11 protein-coding genes are annotated in these 20001 nt (G+C 28.5%); 9 read left to right on the forward strand and 2 right to left on the reverse strand.

Going from position 1 to position 20001, the window contains the following annotated elements; genetic code table 11:
- Positions 1-89: 89 nt before the first annotated feature.
- The 5 genes from ACH36K_RS04320 to ACH36K_RS04340 all read left to right on the forward strand — a co-directional run bounded on the left by ACH36K_RS04320 (position 90) and on the right by ACH36K_RS04340 (position 13447).
- Entirely contained in the window at positions 90-8642 is an 8553-nt protein-coding gene (locus tag ACH36K_RS04320; protein ID WP_411169729.1) for a GH36-type glycosyl hydrolase domain-containing protein, read from the forward strand.
- 423 nt (positions 8643-9065) lie between these two features.
- Positions 9066-9518, forward strand: a complete 453-nt coding sequence (locus ACH36K_RS04325; protein WP_411169730.1) for a methylglyoxal synthase — start codon at positions 9066-9068, stop codon at positions 9516-9518.
- Positions 9519-9534: 16 nt separating this feature from the next.
- Positions 9535-10110 carry a TetR/AcrR family transcriptional regulator gene (locus tag ACH36K_RS04330; protein WP_411169731.1) on the forward strand — a complete coding sequence of 192 codons (576 nt, stop codon included), beginning with the start codon at positions 9535-9537 and terminating at the stop codon, positions 10108-10110.
- 32 nt (positions 10111-10142) lie between these two features.
- A complete protein-coding gene (locus ACH36K_RS04335) occupies positions 10143-10718 on the forward strand; it encodes a sugar O-acetyltransferase (protein ID WP_411169732.1) in 576 nt (191 codons plus the stop codon).
- A 350-nt stretch (positions 10719-11068) separates the two neighbouring features.
- Positions 11069-13447 (forward strand): YhgE/Pip family protein, encoded by a 2379-nt coding sequence (locus tag ACH36K_RS04340; protein WP_411169733.1) that lies wholly within the window; start codon positions 11069-11071, stop codon positions 13445-13447.
- Between the two features lie 289 nt (positions 13448-13736).
- On the opposite strand, the gene ACH36K_RS04345 is transcribed toward ACH36K_RS04340, so the two are convergent.
- Positions 13737-14987, reverse strand: a complete 1251-nt coding sequence (locus ACH36K_RS04345; RefSeq protein WP_411169734.1) for an MFS transporter — start codon at positions 14985-14987, stop codon at positions 13737-13739.
- A 237-nt stretch (positions 14988-15224) separates the two neighbouring features.
- Positions 15225-16529, reverse strand: a complete 1305-nt coding sequence (locus tag ACH36K_RS04350; RefSeq protein WP_411169735.1) for an ectonucleotide pyrophosphatase/phosphodiesterase — start codon at positions 16527-16529, stop codon at positions 15225-15227.
- 311 nt (positions 16530-16840) lie between these two features.
- Between ACH36K_RS04350 and ACH36K_RS04355 the strand changes: the two genes are divergently transcribed.
- The 4 genes from ACH36K_RS04355 to ACH36K_RS04370 all read left to right on the forward strand — a co-directional run bounded on the left by ACH36K_RS04355 (position 16841) and on the right by ACH36K_RS04370 (position 19988).
- The gene (locus tag ACH36K_RS04355; RefSeq protein ID WP_411169736.1) at positions 16841-17185 is read left to right on the forward strand and encodes a cupin domain-containing protein; all 345 of its coding nucleotides are present in this window, start codon (positions 16841-16843) and stop codon (positions 17183-17185) included.
- A gap of 258 nt (positions 17186-17443) precedes the next feature.
- A complete protein-coding gene (locus tag ACH36K_RS04360; protein ID WP_411169737.1) occupies positions 17444-18112 on the forward strand; it encodes a response regulator transcription factor in 669 nt (222 codons plus the stop codon).
- Positions 18112-19488, forward strand: a complete 1377-nt coding sequence (locus tag ACH36K_RS04365) for an ATP-binding protein (protein ID WP_411169738.1) — start codon at positions 18112-18114, stop codon at positions 19486-19488. The genes ACH36K_RS04360 and ACH36K_RS04365 overlap by 1 nt, the downstream gene beginning before the upstream one ends.
- Positions 19489-19622: 134 nt before the next feature.
- On the forward strand, positions 19623-19988 hold the full coding sequence (locus ACH36K_RS04370; RefSeq protein ID WP_411169739.1) for a hypothetical protein: 366 nt from the start codon (positions 19623-19625) through the stop codon (positions 19986-19988).
- Positions 19989-20001 lie beyond the last annotated feature (13 nt).

The following is a 20001-nucleotide window of genomic DNA, read 5'->3' on the forward strand; positions in this document are numbered from 1 at the left end:
AATAAGTTTAAGTATATTTTTAACAAGAAAAATTCATTTTACTATAACAATAAATTTATTTAAATTAAAGAGTAGAGGAGTATTTATTTATGAAGGAAGAGGTTTTAAAAAGTGGCAGAAAAACAGTCTTAATGGAGTTAAATGAAGCCTTTAAAGGTATAATTCATAATCATAAATATTTAAATAAGCTTGCAAAGCATGGTGAAGATGTAATTTCTTCAGCTGAATGGTTATTAGATAATATATATTTAATAGAAAAGGAATATAAAGCAATAAAATTCAATTTACCAATTAATTATTTTGATAACTTACCAACTGTTACAATGGAAGATATAGAATATCCAAGAGTATATATTTTAGCAAAAAATTATATTGAAAAAAATCAAAATACAATAGAAGAAAGTGAAATAATAAAATTTATAAATGAGCAAGGAGAAATATTTACAATAGGAGAACTTTGGGCTTTTCCGTTAATGCTTAGAATTGCATTAATTACAAACTTAGCGATTATAACCAATGATATGGTAGTTCTTCAAAAACAACGATTAGGAGCAAAGGACTTAGCAAATACAGTTATAGATTCTTACAATAATCAAAAGTTAGATATATTATTATCTAAGTTAGAAAGTAAATATCCAATAGAAGTAGAAGATACTACAAAAGATATTTCTGAAATTAATTATATGGGAGATGAGGATATTCTCCATGATGGCCTATTTTCGCCGGAATTTTTAGATAAGTTTTTTAATATTTTAAGAAATAACTCAATAGATGATGAAAGAATATATAAATTTGCTCTAGATAGATTAAAGGAGAAGGAAAATACAAGCTTTGAAAAGGAAATAATAAAAGATCATATAAGAGAAGGGAATATAGCTACAACAATAGGACGGATTATAAGTTCGTTAAGAATAATGGATTCTGTAAATTGGAAGAGATTCTTTTCAGAAACATCAAATGTGGAGAAAATATTACAACAAGACCCAGCAGAAATTTATGAAAAAATGGATTTTGAAACAAAAGATTATTATAGACATAAGATAGAAGAAATTTCAAGAAAGATAGATATAAAAGAACTAGAGTTAGTTAAAACAGCGTTAGAGCTTAGTACTTTGTATCTTGAAGGTAAAGATCCATATAAAAGGCATATAGGTTATTACATAGTAGATGAAGGAATAAAGGATGTATTAAAAAGATTTAATATTAATAAGAATATAGATAGAAAAATTTCAAGAGCAACATATTTATCAACAATATTTTTTGGAACAATGTTAGTAGATCTAGTAGTCTTACTATTAACATACTTAATACCATTAAATTTTAACATAGGACAATATATATTAGCATTTATATTAATGATAATTCCATCAAGTGAGGTTGTAATATCATTATTTAATTGGTTTATAGCAAAGGTAACTCCTGTTAGCTTTATACCTAAAATTGATTACTCAAAGGGAGTTCCAGAAAGTCAAAGAACTATAGTAGTTATTCCTGCAATATTAAGCTCAGGAAAAGGTGCAGTTGAGTTATTAAAAAAATTAGAAATTTATTATTTAGCTAATAGAGATAAAAATATATTTTTTGCTTTACTTGGAGATTTATGTGACAGTAATAATGAAAGTGAACCTGTAGATAAATCTATAAATGATGAAGCAATAAAGTTTACAAAAGAATTAAATAAAAAATATTCAATAGATGGAGAAGATAGATTTTTCTTCTTCAACAGAAAGAGATTATACAATAAGGCAGAAGGAGTTTTCATGGGCTATGAAAGAAAAAGAGGAAAGCTCATGGAATTTATGGCACTTGTAAGAGGTAGTGAAGAAACTACATATAATGTGATGAGCGGTAAGATAGACTCATTAAAAAGTGCCAAATATGTTATAACTTTAGATAGTGATACATTTTTACCTATAGGAGCAGCTAAAAAACTTATAGGAGCTATGAGCCATATATTAAATACTCCTTGCATAGAAAATCAGGTTGTAGTTAGAGGATATGGAATAATGCAACCAAAAGTAGGTGTACATTTAGAAGATAAACATAAAACATATTTTTCAGAAGTTTTTGCAGGTGAAGCAGGGGTAGATGCTTATTCTACAGCTTCATCAGATACATATCAGGATCTTTTTGGAGAAGGAATATTTACCGGAAAGGGAATTATAGAAATAGATACTTTCTATGATGTTCTAAAAGATGAAATTCCAGAGAATAAGGTTTTATCTCACGATTTAATAGAAGGTGTCTTAACAAGATGTGCACTAATAACAGATGTTGAAGTCATAGATGGATATCCATCTAGTTATATTTCAAGTGCTTTAAGACTTCATAGATGGGTAAGAGGAGACTGGCAAATATCAGGTTGGATATTTTCAAGGAAACTATCAGCAATATCTAAGTGGAAGATTATAGATAATCTTAGAAGAAGTTTATTAGCACCAAGCTTACTAATAGCTTTACTAGCAGTCTTAACAGTATTAAATGGAGCAGTGCAAATATCCATATTGCTATTCTTAGCTTTAATAACACCATTAGTATTTACAGTAACAGATTTTGTTGTAACCCCTAAAAATAAGCTTATGGGAACCTTTAAAAATTCAAAACAAATAATATTGATATTAAGTTTTATCCCATATCAAGCGTGGTTAATGTTTGATGCTATATTTAGAACAATCTATAGATTACTTATATCTAAAAAGAATTTACTTCAATGGAAAACTGCTGATAGAGTTGAGAAGTCAGTAAAAAATACATATATGTGGTATTATCAAAAAATGTGGATATCAGTAGGCGTATCTTTAGTAGTATTATTACTTAGCTTAGATAATTCTATAGAAGTTTTAATAGCAACAATAGTAATTTTTATCCTTTGGGCTATAGCGCCTGCAATAGCATGCAAAATATCAAAAGAAGCGATATTTGTAGAGGATAGGATAGAGTTAGAGGATGAAGAATTTTTAAGAGAAAGTAGCAGAAGAATATGGGCTTATTATGAAGATTTTATAAACGAAGAAAATAATTATTTAGCACCAGACAATTATCAAGAAAAGCCATTTAAAGGATTAGCTCATAGAACATCACCTACTAATATAGGTATGGGATTGATTACTAATCTAACAGCTTATGACTTAGGATATATATCAATAGGAGAAGTTGTTTACAGAACAGAATTAATACTAGATGGCATGAGGGGATTAGAAAAGTTTAAAGGTCATTACTTAAATTGGTATGATACAAAAACAAAAGAACCACTTTGGCCTAGATATGTATCAACAGTAGATAGTGGAAATCTTTTAGGATACCTGTGGATAATTAAAGAAACTATAAAGGATTTCAATAATGATCCAATAGTTAGAGAAAAAGAAATTTTTGCAATAAAAGATACCTATAGCTTAATTAGAAAAGACGAAAAAGAAGAATTTTATGATGGTTTACCTGATAATATAGATTTGAAGGATTATAAAAATATTTTATTAGATGAGCTAAAGAGAGTAAATGATAAATTAGAGAAAAATAAAGAAAATAATGAAAAAGACAAGAGTGAATATTATTGGCTAAAAAAGTTGAAAAGAGAAATAGAAATAAAAATAGATTTTTATGATTATATATTTGATGGTATAGAAAAAATAGTTATAGATTCTTTTGAAAATTATAAATCACCAACATTAATAGAGTTAATAGATAGATTAGAAGATATAAAGAATTCTTCAGGTGAAGAGTTTAGAGAAATATTATCTAAAAAAATAAATAATTTAAGAGAATTTGATGAAAGACTTAAGCTTATTTATTCAGAAATAGATAGCATAATGGAAGATATGAACTTCAGTTTCTTATACAGCAAAAACAGAGGTCTTTTTGCTATAGGATATAATGTTGAGGAAAAATCCTTAGGAAATTCTTATTATGATTTAATGGCATCAGAAGCAAGAATATCCTCATTTTTAGCTATAGCAAGAGGTGAGATTCCAAAAGAACATTGGTATAACTTAAGTAGAAATATGACAAAGGCCTTTGGTGAAAAAAGCTTGGCTTCATGGAGTGGTACTATGTTTGAGTATTTCATGCCATTCCAAATAATGAAAAGTTTCAGAAAGACTATATGGGATTTAACATATTCCTCAGTAATAAATGCTCAAAAAAATTATGGCGAAAAGAAAAACATTCCATGGGGAATATCAGAGTCAGCTTATTATGAATTTGATATAAACCAAAATTATCAATATAAAGCCTTTGGAGTACCTGGAATAGGTTTAAAGAGAGGGCTAGAAGAGGATGTTGTTATATCTCCATATTCTTCAATAATGACGTTACCTTATGATAGAAAAGGATCAATAGAGAATCTTAAAAAATTATATGAAATTAAAGCATTTGGTAGATATGGATTTATAGAATCAATTGATTATAGTGATGAAAAATCTAAAGACGAAGCAAAACAAGTAAGGTGTTATATGGTGCACCATTTAGGAATGTCCCTTTTGGCTTTAGATAATATATTAAATAATGATATATTAAAGAAGAGGTTTCATAATATACCAGAAATAAAAGCAGTTGAAATTCTTCTAAAAGAAAAGGTTCCTCAAAATATAACCTTTGAAAGAGAAGTAGATATTACTAATAAAAATAATGTAAAGATAGAAAAAGAAGATTTCATTCCAAGAATATTTAAAGGGACTAAAAGAGAAAATTCAGAAGTATTATTGTTATCAAATGGTACATATTCTACTATGATTGCAGATAGTGGTAGTGGATATTCTAGAAAAGATGATATGACAGTATACAGATGGAAAGGTGATAGTACATCTGATTCAAGTGGAATGTTCTTTTATATAAAGAACTTAAACTCAAATGATTACTGGAGTGCTACTTATGAACCTTGTAAGGAAGAGAATGATGATTATTTAGTTGAATTTACTCTAGATAAAGCAAAATATGAAAGAAAAGATGGAAGCATAAAAACTAATTATGAAATCACTTTAGCATGTGAAGATAATTTAGAAATAAGGAAATTAACATTAAAAAATACTGGTGATAAATCAAGATGTTTAGAAGTAACAAGTTATTTAGAAGTAACTTTACAATCCTTTGAAGGAGATGCAGTTCATCCAAGTTTCTCAAATCTTTTCATAAGCACAGAATATGATGAAGAAACCAAAAGCTTAATAGGTAATAGAAGACCTAGAGCTAAAGGAGCAGTTACTCCATACATATTCCATACTGTAGCTACAAATTATGAGTTAGATGGAGACTTAACTTATGAAACATCAAGGCTAAACTTTATAGGAAGAAATAGAAGTTTAAAATCTCCAGAAGTTATGGATAATGATACACCACTTCAAAATACAGTTGGAATAGTACTAGACCCTATAATGAGTATAAGAAGCGCAGTTACTCTTAAAGCAGGAGAAGAAAAAGAGATTTACTATTTAACAGGGGTTGGAGAATCAAAGGAAGAAGTAATAGATATTATTAAAAAATATAAGGATATTCCAAGGATAGAAAAAGCATATGAAGCTTATAATTATGCTAATCAATTAGAGATTAAGCATATGGGTATTAGATCTGCTCAAGCTAATATATATCAAAGCTTGGCATCTTATATTTTATACTTACACAGTGGAAGAAAAAATAGAGAATATTATATAAAGAATATTAGTATGAATCAAGAAAATTTATGGTCTTATGGAATATCAGGAGATTTACCTATAATATTTTTAGTATTAGAAACAGAAGACGACATTGATTTATTAAGGCAAGTTATTAATATGCATTATTACTTTAGAAATAAAGGAATAAAATCAGATTTAATAATTTACAATGAAGAAGAAGTATCATATGAAGAGCCATTACAAAAAAATATTATGTCTACAGTGAAAAATTCTGTTGAAAGAGAAAGCTTAAATAAATCAGGTGGAATTTTTATTCATAACAAATCAACAATGGATGATAATGTAAAAAAATTTATAATAGGAATAGCAAAGATTTATATAAATTCATCTGAAGGCACTTTAGCAAAGCAATTAATAGAATCAATAGAGTACAAATATGATGATTATAAAAATAAAGAAGAGTTATCACATATTAATAGAATAAGGGTAAATATAAACGAAAGTGATTATATAAAGAGCTTTGTAGATAAGGAAATAAATAAAAAAGATAAGACTTCAAATAAAGGATTAAAAGAGTATGGTTTAAGAGAATTTAATAAGAATAAATTAGGCGAATTAAGAAATACTGAACTTATGAATGAACATTTAAACATAGAAGAATTAGATTTCTTCAATGGTTATGGAGGCTTTAATAAAATCGATAAAAGTTATGTTATAAGGCTTAAAGATTATGAAAACACTCCGGCACCATGGATAAATGTAATTTCTAATAAGGATTTTGGATTCCATATTTCCGAGGTGGGTTCAACTTATACCTGGTGTGGAAACAGTAGGGAAAATAAAATAACGCCTTGGAGCAATGATTGGGTTGTTGATCCAACAGGAGAAGCTTTATATATAAGAGATAACAATACAGGAGCATATTTTACAATTACTCCTATGCCAATAAGGGACGGTGGAGAGTATATTGTTGAACATAGCTTTGGAGTTTCAACATTTAAACATACTGCATATAACATTAGTGGTGAAATGAAGATTTTCTGTCCACAAGAAGAAAAGTTAAAATTATGCAAGGTTTCTCTTAAAAATTTATCAAATGCAAATAAAAGCTTATCTATATTTTACTACGCTCAATTAGTACTTGGTGTATATAATTATGGAAGTGCTAAATATATAAGTACCCATGCCCAAGGCAAATATATATATGGCCAAAATCCTTATTCAAAATATTTTGGCAAGTTAAAGGCTTATTTATCTATTAATGGTGATAAAGAGCAAAGCTTTACAGGAGATAGAAAAAGTTTTATAGGTGTAGGTGAAGACTTAAGTGCTCCTAAGGCATTATCCTTAGATAAATTAAATAGTGTGTATGGAAGTGTCTATGATCCTTGTTTAGCAGCTCAATTAAATATAGATTTAAATGCTGGAGAAGAAAAGGAAATTGTAATAATTTTTGGTGAAGAAGAGGATGAGAAATTAATCGAAGAAAAAATAAATAAATATAGCAATATGGCGAATGTTCATAAAGAATTAGCTAATATAAAAGAATATTGGTCAAATTTCCTAGGAAATATACAAGTAAAGACACCAGATTTATCTATGGATTATATGTTAAATGGATGGCTTATGTATCAAACATTAGCTTGTAGATATTTATCAAGAACAGCATTTTATCAAAGTGGTGGAGCCTATGGCTTTAGAGATCAACTTCAAGACTCAATGGCAATAGGAGTACTAGATCCAAATATAACAAGAGAACAAATTTTAAGGAGTGCTTCAAGACAATATATTGAAGGAGATGTCCAACACTGGTGGCATCCAATAATTAATTCTGGTATAAGAACTAGATTTTCAGATGATTTATTATGGTTACCTTATGTAACAATTGAATATATAAAGTCAACAGGTGATTATAGTATTTTAGATGAAGAGGTACCTTATTTAGAGGATGAACCATTAAGAGATGGAGAAGATGAAAGGTACACAATAGTAAATCAGTCAAGAAAAAGTGGAAACATATATGAACACTGCTTAAAAGCTATAGATAAAGGGTTAAGATTTGGAAAACATAATATTCCTCTTATGGGTAGTGGAGATTGGAATGATGGAATGAGTACTGTAGGAAATAAAGGAGAAGGAGAAAGTGTTTGGGTAGGCTGGTTCTTATATAAAATATTAGATGGATTTAAAGAAATTTGTAATTATAGAAAAGACAATGAAAAAGAAGAAGAATATAATACATTCCAAAGCTTTATACAAGAGAACTTAGAGAAAAATGCTTGGGATGGAGGATGGTACAGAAGAGCATATTTTGATGATGGAAAGCCTCTTGGATCAAGAGAAAATGATGAATGTAAAATAGATGCAATAGCACAAAGTTGGTCAATAATTTCTAATGCAGGAAAGTCTACAAGGGTAAAAGAAGCTATGGAAGCAGTTGATAAACATCTTGTAGATAAGGATAAGGGGCTTATAAAATTACTAGCACCACCTTTTGATAAATCTACTTTAGAACCAGGATATATAAAAGGTTATGTACCAGGAGTTAGAGAAAATGGTGGTCAATATACGCATGCAGCAGTATGGGTTATTTTAGCCTTAACTAAGCTGGGATTAGGTGATAAAGCATGGAGATATTACAATATGATAAATCCAATAAATCACTCTAATACAGAGCTTGAAGCAAGAAATTATAAAGTAGAACCATATGTAATGGCAGCAGATGTATACATAAAAGAGCCTCATGGTGGAAGAGGTGGATGGAGCTGGTATACAGGAGCATCAGGATGGATGTATAAAGTAGGACTTGAGGATATATTAGGGTTAAAGAAAATAGAAGGAAAAGGATATAAAATAAAACCGTGTATTCCTGAGGCGTGGAATGAATACGAAATAAACATTAAAAATGAAAAAGAACAATATAGTATAAAAGTAAAAAGAGGTGAAAATAGAGGTCTTATTATAAATGGAGAAAAGGTTAAAGATGATTTAATTCCTAAAGATAAAGGAAACCTAAATATAGAAGTTACAATATAAAAAAGTTCACCTATGTAAATTTTACTTATTCCGTAGTGACCTTCCAAGTCATCGCAAAATTACATAGGTGAACTTCAAAGCTAAAGGAAGAGATTATAAAAAGTTATTTGCAGGGTAAACTTTTTATAATTTCCTAAAGAGTAAAAAATTTCATATAAAATTATAAAAAGCTATATTACTGAAATTTTCCTTATCGGTAATATAGCTTTATTTTAAATGTTCTTAACTCTTTAGAAGATTATATTTTTATTAGTAAACTATAATTTTATAATGAAACTACAGAATATTTAAAAAATATTAAAAGTTATATACCATTGTAAATTAATATTTAGTTATGTATAATTTTAGTAATAACTGAGATGATACAAATTTATTCTTAGTTTTAAATAAAAAATAAACCTTTGGTTGATTAGGGGGAGAGATATGAGTAAATATAAAATGGGTGAAAGAAAAAAAATAGCACTTGTAGCTCATGATAATAGAAAATCTGCTTTAATTGAATGGGTGTATGAAAATAAAGAGTTATTAGAAAAACATATACTTTGTGGAACTGGAACAACTGCTAAGCTTATTAGTGAGAAAACTGGATTAAGTGTACATGGTTTTGAAAGTGGACCAATGGGAGGAGATCAACAAATTGGAGCAGCCATAGTAAATGGAGAAATAGATTTAATGATTTTCTTTTGGGATCCATTAACATCTCAACCTCATGATCCAGATGTAAAAGCACTACTTAGAATAGGGGTACTATATGATGTAGCAATTGCAATGAATAAATCTGCAGCAGATTTTCTTCTAAGTTCAGATAGGTTTAATGAAGAGTATGAGAAAAATATTGTAGATTATTATGATAAAATAAGAAAAGATAATTTCTAAGAAGGTGGAGATCTTAATGAATAAAACTAAAAGAGCTATTTTTGAATCAGCTATAAAGGTTTTTTCTAGTTATGGTTATACTGGAGCAACAATGGATGAAGTTGTAGCTAGAGCTGGAGTAGCTAAGGGTAGCTTGTATTATCACTTTAAAAGTAAAGAAGAACTCTTTATGTTTATAATTAAAGAAGGAATAAATCTTATAAATGAAGAAATAGAAGAAGCAACAAAAGATATTGATAATCCATATGAAATAATAAAAGTTTCTGCAAAGGTTCAACTTAAATATGTTTATGAAAACAAAGATTTATTTAAGGTAATAGTTAGCCAGCTTTGGGGAACTGGTGATAGAAATAATATGTTAAGAGAAGAAATAAAAACTCTTATAGATAGAAGTTCACTTAAGTTTAGAGCTGTAATGGATGGAGGATTTATTGAAAATGATGATCCAGCTTTCTTGAGCTACGGTTTAATTGGGGTATTAGTGTCTTCAGCTCTTTATGAAATTTTAAATGAAGATAAATACGACCATGAAGAAATAGTTGAGAAATTTATGAAGTATTTTCAATATGGAATAAATGTAAAAAGAGATTGAAATAGTTATTTTGATTTAGGAGAGAGTATGACATGAAAGAAAAAGAAAAAATGCTTAAAGGATTACCGTATGATCCTAATGATGAAGAATTAGTAAATGGAAGATTAAGAGCCAGAAAGCTAACTAGATTATTTAATTCAACTATAGAAACAGAATTGGATGAGCGTAAAAAAATATTAAAGGAGCTTTTCGGTTCAACAGGAGAAAATATTTATATAGAGCCCAATTTCAAATGTGATTATGGATATAACATACATGTCGGAGAAGGATTCTATGCAAATTTTGATTGTATAATGCTTGATGTATGTGAAATAAAGATAGGTAAAAATTGCTTTATTGCACCAGGAGTACATATATATACAGCAACTCATCCAATAGATCCAACTGAAAGGCTAAAGTATGAATTTGGGAAAAGTGTTACTATAGGAGATAATGTTTGGATAGGAGGACATTCAACTATAAATCCAGGAGTCACAATAGGAAATAATGTTGTAATAGCTTCAGGATCAGTTGTAACTAAAGATGTTCCAGATAATGTTGTAGTGGGAGGAAATCCTGCTAAAATAATAAAAAACATAGAATTAAAAAATAATCAATTTATAATATAAGTGATAAATATACAAAAAATTTAAAAATACTTCTTAAAAAGGTTAGTTATAAGCACTTAAAGCTATAGACTAGTCTTTTTTTATACTTTTCTTATCTTCAGTTTGTAAGTGGAAATATGTAAGTTTGCGTTGACTTGGAGCAGGGCGACGGAAGAAGCAAATTTACATATTTTCACTTTTTTATTTCGAATTTATTGGTAAATGTTTTCATTATACTATTCTAAAAATTAATGAAAAAACCTAAAAAAATTTTAAAAAATTATATTGACTAGCCAGTACAAAAGTAGTATAAATATATCATACTGATTAACTGACTAATCAGTACAAAAAATTAAACAGAGGGTGATTGTATGAATTTCCTAAAGATTGCAGGGGAAGACATCAAGAGCATATTTAAAAACCGATTCATACGAGTATCGATAATTGCAATTATTATAGTACCACTATTATATTCATTATTATACTTATATGCTTTCTGGGATCCATATGCAAAACTTAGTGATGTCAACGTTGCGGTAGTAAATAAAGATGAAGGTACCATCTTAGATGGGGACAAGGTTAACTATGGTAAGGATATTGAAGAAGAATTAAGGGGAAATAACGAAATCGGATGGGTTATAACATCAGAAGAAGATGCTAAAGAAGGCCTAGAAGGCAAAGCATACTATGCAAAAGTAGTTATTCCAAAGGATTTTTCATCAAAAGTTATAGCAGCTAAGGATGGAGCGCCAAAGGTTGCAAAGATTGAGTTTATAACAAATGATAAAAAGAACTTCTTAGCATCACAAATAAACTCAAAAGTAGAAGGTGAACTTAAGGCAAACATAACTAAAACAATAACAAATAATTATGTAGAAGTAGCATTTGATAGTTTATACGAAGCTAAGGACGGATTAACTCAAGCTGCTGATGGAAGTAAACAAATTTATGATGGTTTAAGTACAATGAACGAAAAAGTGCCAGAATTAGTTGATGGAGCAAACAAATTAGGCGATGGTTCAGGTAAACTAGTAAATGGACAAGTTGCACTTAATGATGGTATTGGACAATTATATGGAAAAGTTCCAACATTAAGTGGTGGCATGAATGAGTTAGCAAAAGGAACAGGACAAATAAGTGAAAAAATTTCTCAAGCAACAGATGTATCAAAGAAATTAGCTGATGGAAATAAAAATTTATATAATTCTTATATAGGTATAATATATCCAGGTATTGGTAAATTAAAGACGGGAGCAAATCAGCTAAATCAAGGATTGGCATCAGGACAAGAAGATATAGCTAAATTAAATGGGGGAGCTGCTTTAGTAACTAATAATTCAGATCCTTTAGTAGCAGGATATTCAGAAATAAATGATGGAATAAATGAGTTAATAGCAGGGGTATCAGATTCAACAAAAGCAACAGCAATGATACAAGATATTTTAAATAAAGCATCAAATTCAAAAGATATTGATGAAAAAAATCAATTGATACAGCAAGCAATGCAAATAACTCAAAAAATACAAGCTGAAGCAGCAAAAAATACACCAAAAGTTAAGGAATTAACAGATGGAAAGGAATTCTTTAGAAAATCCTTAAATGATTATACAACAGGATCAAAGGCTTTAGCAGCAGGTACAACTAAATTAACTTCAAAAGTTGGAGAAGTATCAGCAGGAGTTTCAGAATTAAATAATGGATTAAATGGATTATATGCTAGCTTAGATCCTAATGCTAGTGAGTTTGGTTTAGGACTAAAAACTGTATCAGATGGAAATGGAAGTTTAAGCGTTGGTTTAACTCAGATAAATGCAGGTGCTTCAAAGGTGAATGCAGGTGCTAGTGAGATAAATTCAAGTATACCAACATTAAGCTCAGGAATAACTGCAATTAATGATGGTTCAAATCAATTAGTAACCGGACAAAAGGCATTAAATGATGGAGTATCTCAATTAACATCAAAGGTACCAGAGTTAAGCGATGGAGTTAAACAGCTTCATGATGGAAGTAATGAATTAGCAACTAAGCTTAATGAAGGTGCAGATGAGATGGAAAAAGGTTTAGTAAATCCATCAGATACAATGGGTGAATTTGTATCAGAACCAATTAATATGAATTTAGAGTCAATAAATAAAATTCCAAATTACGGAACAGGATTTGCACCATACTTTATACCACTTTCATTATGGATAGGTGCAATAATGATGTTCTTTGTAATACCAGCAAATGTTAGAGATGAAGAAAACTTATCTAAGTTTGATAAGGTAGCAGGTAAATATTTATCTTACGCATTTGTAGGTGTTTTACAAGCAGTGCTTGTAAGTGTGGTAGTATTAATGCTTGGATTAAAGACAAGCAATGTGGTTGCTTATGTAGCAACAAATATATTCTTATCGCTAGTGTTTATTTCAATTATTCAATTCCTAATTTCATTATTAGGTGATGCAGGAAGATTATTAGGTATAGTATTATTAATACTTCAACTTACTTCATGTGCGGGTACATTCCCACTAGAAGTAGTACCTGGATTCTTTAAAGCATTGAATCCATTTATGCCATTTACTTATGCAGTTGAAGCTTTAAGAGAAGTTATATCTGCAGAAGTAATTAACTATAGCATAATAGGAAAAGACTTCTTAATCTTAGGCGTAATACTAGTAGTATTTTTAATTATGTCTATAGCTCTAAAAAATGTTGGAGAAAAGATAGCCGAAAAGATAGAAGGAAGAAAATCAGAAATGACAGCATAGGATTAACTAGATTATAAAATTAAAATTTAATAACTAAATAAATAATTACTATAAAATCAATAACAAAAAGATGTAGAAGTTTTTAATAATTTCTACATCTTTTTTTATTATTTGGAAATTATAAGAAGTTTACCCTGTGAATAATTTTTACAATTTCCTTCCTTCAGCTTTGAAGTTCACCTATGTAATTTTGCGATGACTTCGAGGGTCACAAGGTCATAAGCAAAATTTACATAGGTGAACTTTTTTATAGTGACTATATAAATTAAATTGAAACCTGTATTACATATTAAATATTTTTATCATCCTTTACTTTAGTTAAGCAGAAAAATCCTATAGCAAATAAAATTATTAAGCTCAATATACCATTCTTTGTTTGACCTGTTACTTGAGTTGTTATTGCAACAAGGAATGGCCCCATAATTGCTGCAAATTTTCCAAATATATTATAGAACCCAAAAAATTCATTAGCATTTTCTTTAGGAACCATTTTGCCATAGAAGGATCTAGATATTGCTTGGATACCACCTTGAGCAGAGCCGACAGCCATTGCAAGTATCCAAAAACCTAAGACAGTTTTAATAAAATATCCATATATACAAATTATCATATAGGTTATTATTCCAATATAAAGAAGCTTTTTCCCACCATATTTTTCTGACATCTTACCATATAAGATTGTAAATGGAAAAGCTACAAATTGTGTAAGAAGAAGTATTACAAGTAAAGAAATCATAGATATTCCAAGATCTGTACCATAGGAAGAAGCCATTCTTATTATAGTATCTACACCATCAATATAGAAAAAATATGCAATTAAGAATAAAAATATATTTCTATGTTTTTTAATTTCTTTTATAGTTGAAAAGAGTCTTTTAAGGGAATTAGAAATAGGATTATCTTCAGGTTCAATATAATATACTTGATTAACATTTTTAAGTATAGGAATAGTAAATATTAGCCACCAAATAGCTGTAATTAAAAATGTTAACTTACATGCTGCTGGAAGTGTAATTGGTAGTACCTTCATTTGAGTAAGCAAAACAACTCCTATTGAAATTATAAAAGGAATAGTACTTCCTATATATCCAAGTGCAAATCCATAGGATGAAACCTTATCCATTCTTTCTTTAGTAGATACATCTACTAAAAAGGAATCATAAAATATATTTGTTCCTGAAAATCCAACAAGAGTGAATCCGTAGCAAAGAAGTAAAAGTATAGGGTTGTTTGCAGGAATAAATGCAAGAAGTATAGTGAAAATAACACCAATAGAGAAAAAGTACTTAAAGAATCTCTTTTTATTCCCCTTATAATCAGCGATAGTTCCTAAAATAGGGGCAAGGAGAGATACTACCATAGTAGAAAGAGAAATTGTGTACCCCCAAAGAGCTGTAGAGTTTGAGGGTGACATACCTCCAGCCTCAGCTACAGACTTAAAATACATTGGCAGTATAGATGAAGTTATTGTCATTGAGTATGCAGAATTAGCCCAGTCATAAAGAGCCCAGCTTTTTTCTTGTTTGGTTAAATATTTCATAATTAATCCCCCATAATTTATAGATTTTAACCTTTTATACACTTAACATTAATTGATCTATTTTCCTAAATTAAATTTATAATATAAATTATTTACTATATAGGAAATTATAAAAAGTTTACCCTGTGAATAACTTTTTATAATTTCCATCCTTCGGTTTTGAAGTTCATCTATGTAATTTTGCGATGACTTGGAGCAAAGCGACGGAATAAGCAAAATTTACATAGGTGAACTTTTTTATAAGTCTAAAATTCTATCTTCTACCATACCATCAGTATTTACTAAATTTAATCCTAATAATTTTGCAAAAGTAGGTCCATGATTTATTATTTTTCCGCTTTCTAAAACAATACCTTTTTTAATTCCTTTTCCAAAGGCAACTAAAAATGTTCCATAGTTATCTTTAGTAGGAGAGTATCCGTGAGTAGATTTAGTTCTATGAGGTAATTTTCCAACATCACATTCATTAACTTCTTCAACAACATTTCCACAAAGCTCATCAACAAAGTAAAATCCTCTTTTTGCCTCAAGCATAAAGCTACATTCCGGATCAGCACCACAATTAACAGCTTCTTCATTGTTTAATATAAATTCTATAGGTGAGTCAGAAGTATTTTTGAAGTCATTTAATATAGTAGAAATAAGATTCAATATTTCTTTATCGTTTCTATTTTTTAAATAAATATAAGAAGAACCATCACAACTTTTAGCTATAGCCTTATAACTTTTTAATTTACCTTTTGAATCAACTTCAAGCAATCCATTTTCCTTAAGTAGCACATTAACATTAATCATATTATTTCCATCAATAGTACTATGATCACCTAAAGCGATAATTGTACTATCTTCTAGTATATTAGCCTTTTTTAAAGTATCTATTATCTCACCTAGTCTAATATCATGTCTTTTTAGAGCTTCATTTGCTTCAACACTATTATATCCATAGTAGTGTCTATGAGCATCAACATCAGTAAAGTGGATAAGCATTAAGTTAGGTTTATATTTTAAGATTGTGTACTTTGCAGACTCTTGGACAAAATTATCTAGAGGAGGTTGAGAAATTCCATTTCTAATATGACCAAACCTTTTATTTAAATCAAGCTGGTATTTTAAAGAGCCTGATAAGATAGACATTACCAATTGATTATGCCAAGGCTTAGTGCAGAAAATTTCAGGTAGATTATAGTCTATATTGCTTCTACCAGTTACAGGCCATAATAATGATACTGTGGTTAAGTCATTTTCTCTGGCTAATTCAAATAAAGTTTTTGATTTAATATATTTACTATACCAATACCAGTCAGGGTTAGCATCAAATGCTTTATTTAAAGTATTGTTAACAATTCCATGCTTACTAGGATACGTTCCTGTTATGATACTAGCATGTGCAGGATAAGTTAAAGTAGGATAAACACTTTCAATATTATTTATTAAACTTCCATTTTCAATTAAATACTTAAAATTTTTAAATTCTCTTAGTTTAACTACATCCTCAGATGAAACAGCATCAAAGGATAGAATTATCAAATGTTTAGTTTTCATTTAATATTTACCTACCTTTTAATTAGTAATTATATATTAATTATATCGTATAAAAGTTAAAAATATAATAAAGTATATGTAATATTAATGTTAAATAAGCCAATAATACTTAATAAAAAGTTAAGCTAATTTAATATAAATATTGATAAGTTACATTTAAATAACATATTTATATATCTACAAAAATCAAATAATAATATTTTTAAAATTTAACGCTAGTATTTATATAGAATAATATCTGATTAAAAAGTAATACTAAATTTAAGTAAAACTAAGTAAATTTAAATTTTATTAATATGGAGGTTATTTAGATGGATATTAACAATCATCTTTTAAATGGAGTATTAGAACAATACAATGATATGGTCGTACCAAAGATCCCAGTTTTTACAGGAAATGATATTACTTCAGAAGTTTACTTTTTTAAGCCAGGACAAGTTTTGAAAAGTCATAGACATCCAAGTGGAGAGCAAATTTTTATATTTTTAAAGGGAGAAGGAAAAATTAAAGTTGGAGAAAATGAATTTGATGTAAGTGAAGGAAGCACAGTATTTATACCTACTGGAGAGTGGCATGAAATAACTAACGGAAGCAAAAATAAAATGACGGCTGTTCAAGTAACTAAAGTAGGTGCAGGAGCAGAATATAAATCTTAAAGTTAAAATAAATTAAAAGAGTAAGTATAATATTTTAGTTATCCTTACTCTTTTAATCTTTATTACTGAAATATAAAAGTTAAAATAATAAGATAAAAATAAAAAAACTGATAGCTCCAGGTAAATGTATAGTTGATAATCTTAAGAAAATATGAGATTAATATTATAAGTAAACATTTATAAAAGTGTTAGTTAATTATATATTCAGATATTTACGAAAAGGGATTAGAGATCGAAATTTAATACTTGGAGGATTTTATGAAAAAGATATTAGTGGTGGAAGATGAAAAACAACTTAGTAAAATTATAAAGTTATATCTAGAAAGAGAAGGATATGATATTACTTTAGCTAATGATGGGAAGATAGCTGAAAGATTAATAGAAGATAATATATATGATTTGGTTGTATTAGATATAATGCTACCTAATAAGGATGGATGGTATCTTTTAAAGAAAATAAAATTTTTAAATAGCAAAACACAAGTAATTATAACCAGTGCCAGAGGGGAAGAAGAGGATAGAATTTTTGGATTTGAACTTGGTGCTGATGATTATATGGTTAAGCCATTGAGTATGAGAGAGTTGGTATTAAGGGTTTCATTAAGAATTAATAGCGATAAGAAAGAATACTTTAAGGATATTAAGTACAATGATTTAAAAATAGAAGAAGAAAATAGAAGAGTATTTGAGAAGGAGAGTGAAGTTATTTTAACTCCTAAAGAATATGACTTAATGATATTTTTAATTAAGAATAAAAATAGAGTTTTCACAAGAGAAGATTTAATAGTAAGTGTATGGGGATATGATTTTTATGGCGATACAAGAACTGTAGATACTCACGTTAAAAAGCTTAGAGAAAAAATAGATTTCTTTAAAGAAAACTTAAAAACTGTATGGAGGGTAGGCTATAGCCTTACAATAGAGTAATGAATAAAATAACTGAAAGAATGGTTAAGTATCTATTTGCTATGAATCTAGCAGTAGCACTTGTAGGATTTCTTTTAACCTCTTTTATTTTACCAAAGATTTACATAAATAATGAGTATAAAGATTTAGAAAAAGCAAGTGAATATGTTTTGGAAGCAGCTCAAAATAATACTGTTACAGATCTAGCTAATATATCAGCTGTGTTAATAAATGATGGAAAAATTTCTAATATGTGTAGACCAGCAAATGGGCATGGACAGATGGGGCAGATGGGGCAGATGGGACAAATGGCTCAGATGAAATCTATAGATTTTGAAAGCATAAGAGGAAAGGAGATATTTAAATCTAGAAATGGAGATACATACATAGGACTTAAAAAGACTACAGATTATGGGGATATAGTTGTTTATAAAAGTTATGAAGGTACAAAATCTTTAATAAAAAGCGTTAATTTAATTCTTATATCAATATTTTTATTTTCATTAATTGTGTCAACTTTGATAGCTAGTTATTTAGGTAATAAATTTACAAAGCCAATTATAATTTTACAAAAAAGAGCTAGCAATATTTCAAAAGGAATATATAAAGGGGAATTTTTGGTTAATACAGGAGATGAAATTCAAGAATTAAATGATAGTATAGATGAAATGGCTAAAGAACTTGAAATAAAAGATAATATGCAAAAAGAATTTATTGCAAATGTTAGTCATGATTTAAAAACTCCTTTAAGTGTAATTAGAGCTAATAGTGAAGTTATAAAAGATGGATTAGTATCTGGAGAAGAGGTTAATGAGTATGCTTCTAATATAATTAAAGAAGTGGATAACTTAACAGAGCTTGTTAGTGAAATATTAACTTTATCTAGGCTGAAGGATAATAATAAATTAATTAAACTTTCAAAATGTAGCTTAAAAGAGTTTATAGAAGAAAGTCATAGTAGATTAATTTGCTATTTAAAAAATGATGAAAATTTGGGTTATAAATTAGAATTAAAAATAGATGATAATTTAATTAACAGAAATATTTTTATTCTAATAGATAAAAATTATTTGTTTAGAGTTATATCTAATTTTTTTATTAATGCTATGAAGCATTCAGGAAAAAAGGATGGAAGTGTACTTTTTAGAGTAGAAGAGTTGAATGAAGATATAAAGGTATCTATTAGAGACTATGGAAAAGGAATAGATTCAGAGGAACTTAAATATATTTGGGATAGATATTATAAAGGAGAAAAAAGTGGGGGAATGGGATTAGGCTTAGCTATTTCTAAAGAAATAATATTAGCTCATGGATTTAAATATGGAGTTGAAAGTGAAGTTAGAATTGGGAGTGATTTCTATTTTATTATTCCAAAGAAGCTAATAGAAATACAATAAATTTTCACAAATTCATCACAAGTTTATCATTAAACTATTAAATATTACCTTTATTATATAATTAAAGTTGCTTAAGAGGAGAGTTTTCAAAATAATTTTAAGTGACAAATTATATTAAAATTGGAGGTATAATCATGAAAAAAATATTTTTATCTTTATCATTAATTGCAGCCCTTACAGTAGGTACTGGTGCTATTGCATTTGCGGCTGATGGGGAGGTAGCAACAACTACAAATGAAAATACTACTACAATAACACAAGTTGATGAAGCTACTATAGATAGCCAAGATACAAATACTTACTGCCAATACAATAAGAATTGTCCATATAATGGAGAAGGCTGTGAAGGATCTGGAAAATGTAGAACTGATGGGCAAGGATTAGGTAGAAGGAATTGTCAAGGAGGATCTGGAAATCAAAGTTTAGGAAATGGTGAAAAAAGAGGAAACTGTGATGGAACAGGTCAAAGAATGGGCTTTAGAGGCGGAATGCAAAAGTAGAATATAATTATTA

It is taken from the genome of Clostridium sp. MB05 (assembly GCF_046581255.1).
Taxonomy (GTDB): domain Bacteria; phylum Bacillota; class Clostridia; order Clostridiales; family Clostridiaceae; genus Clostridium.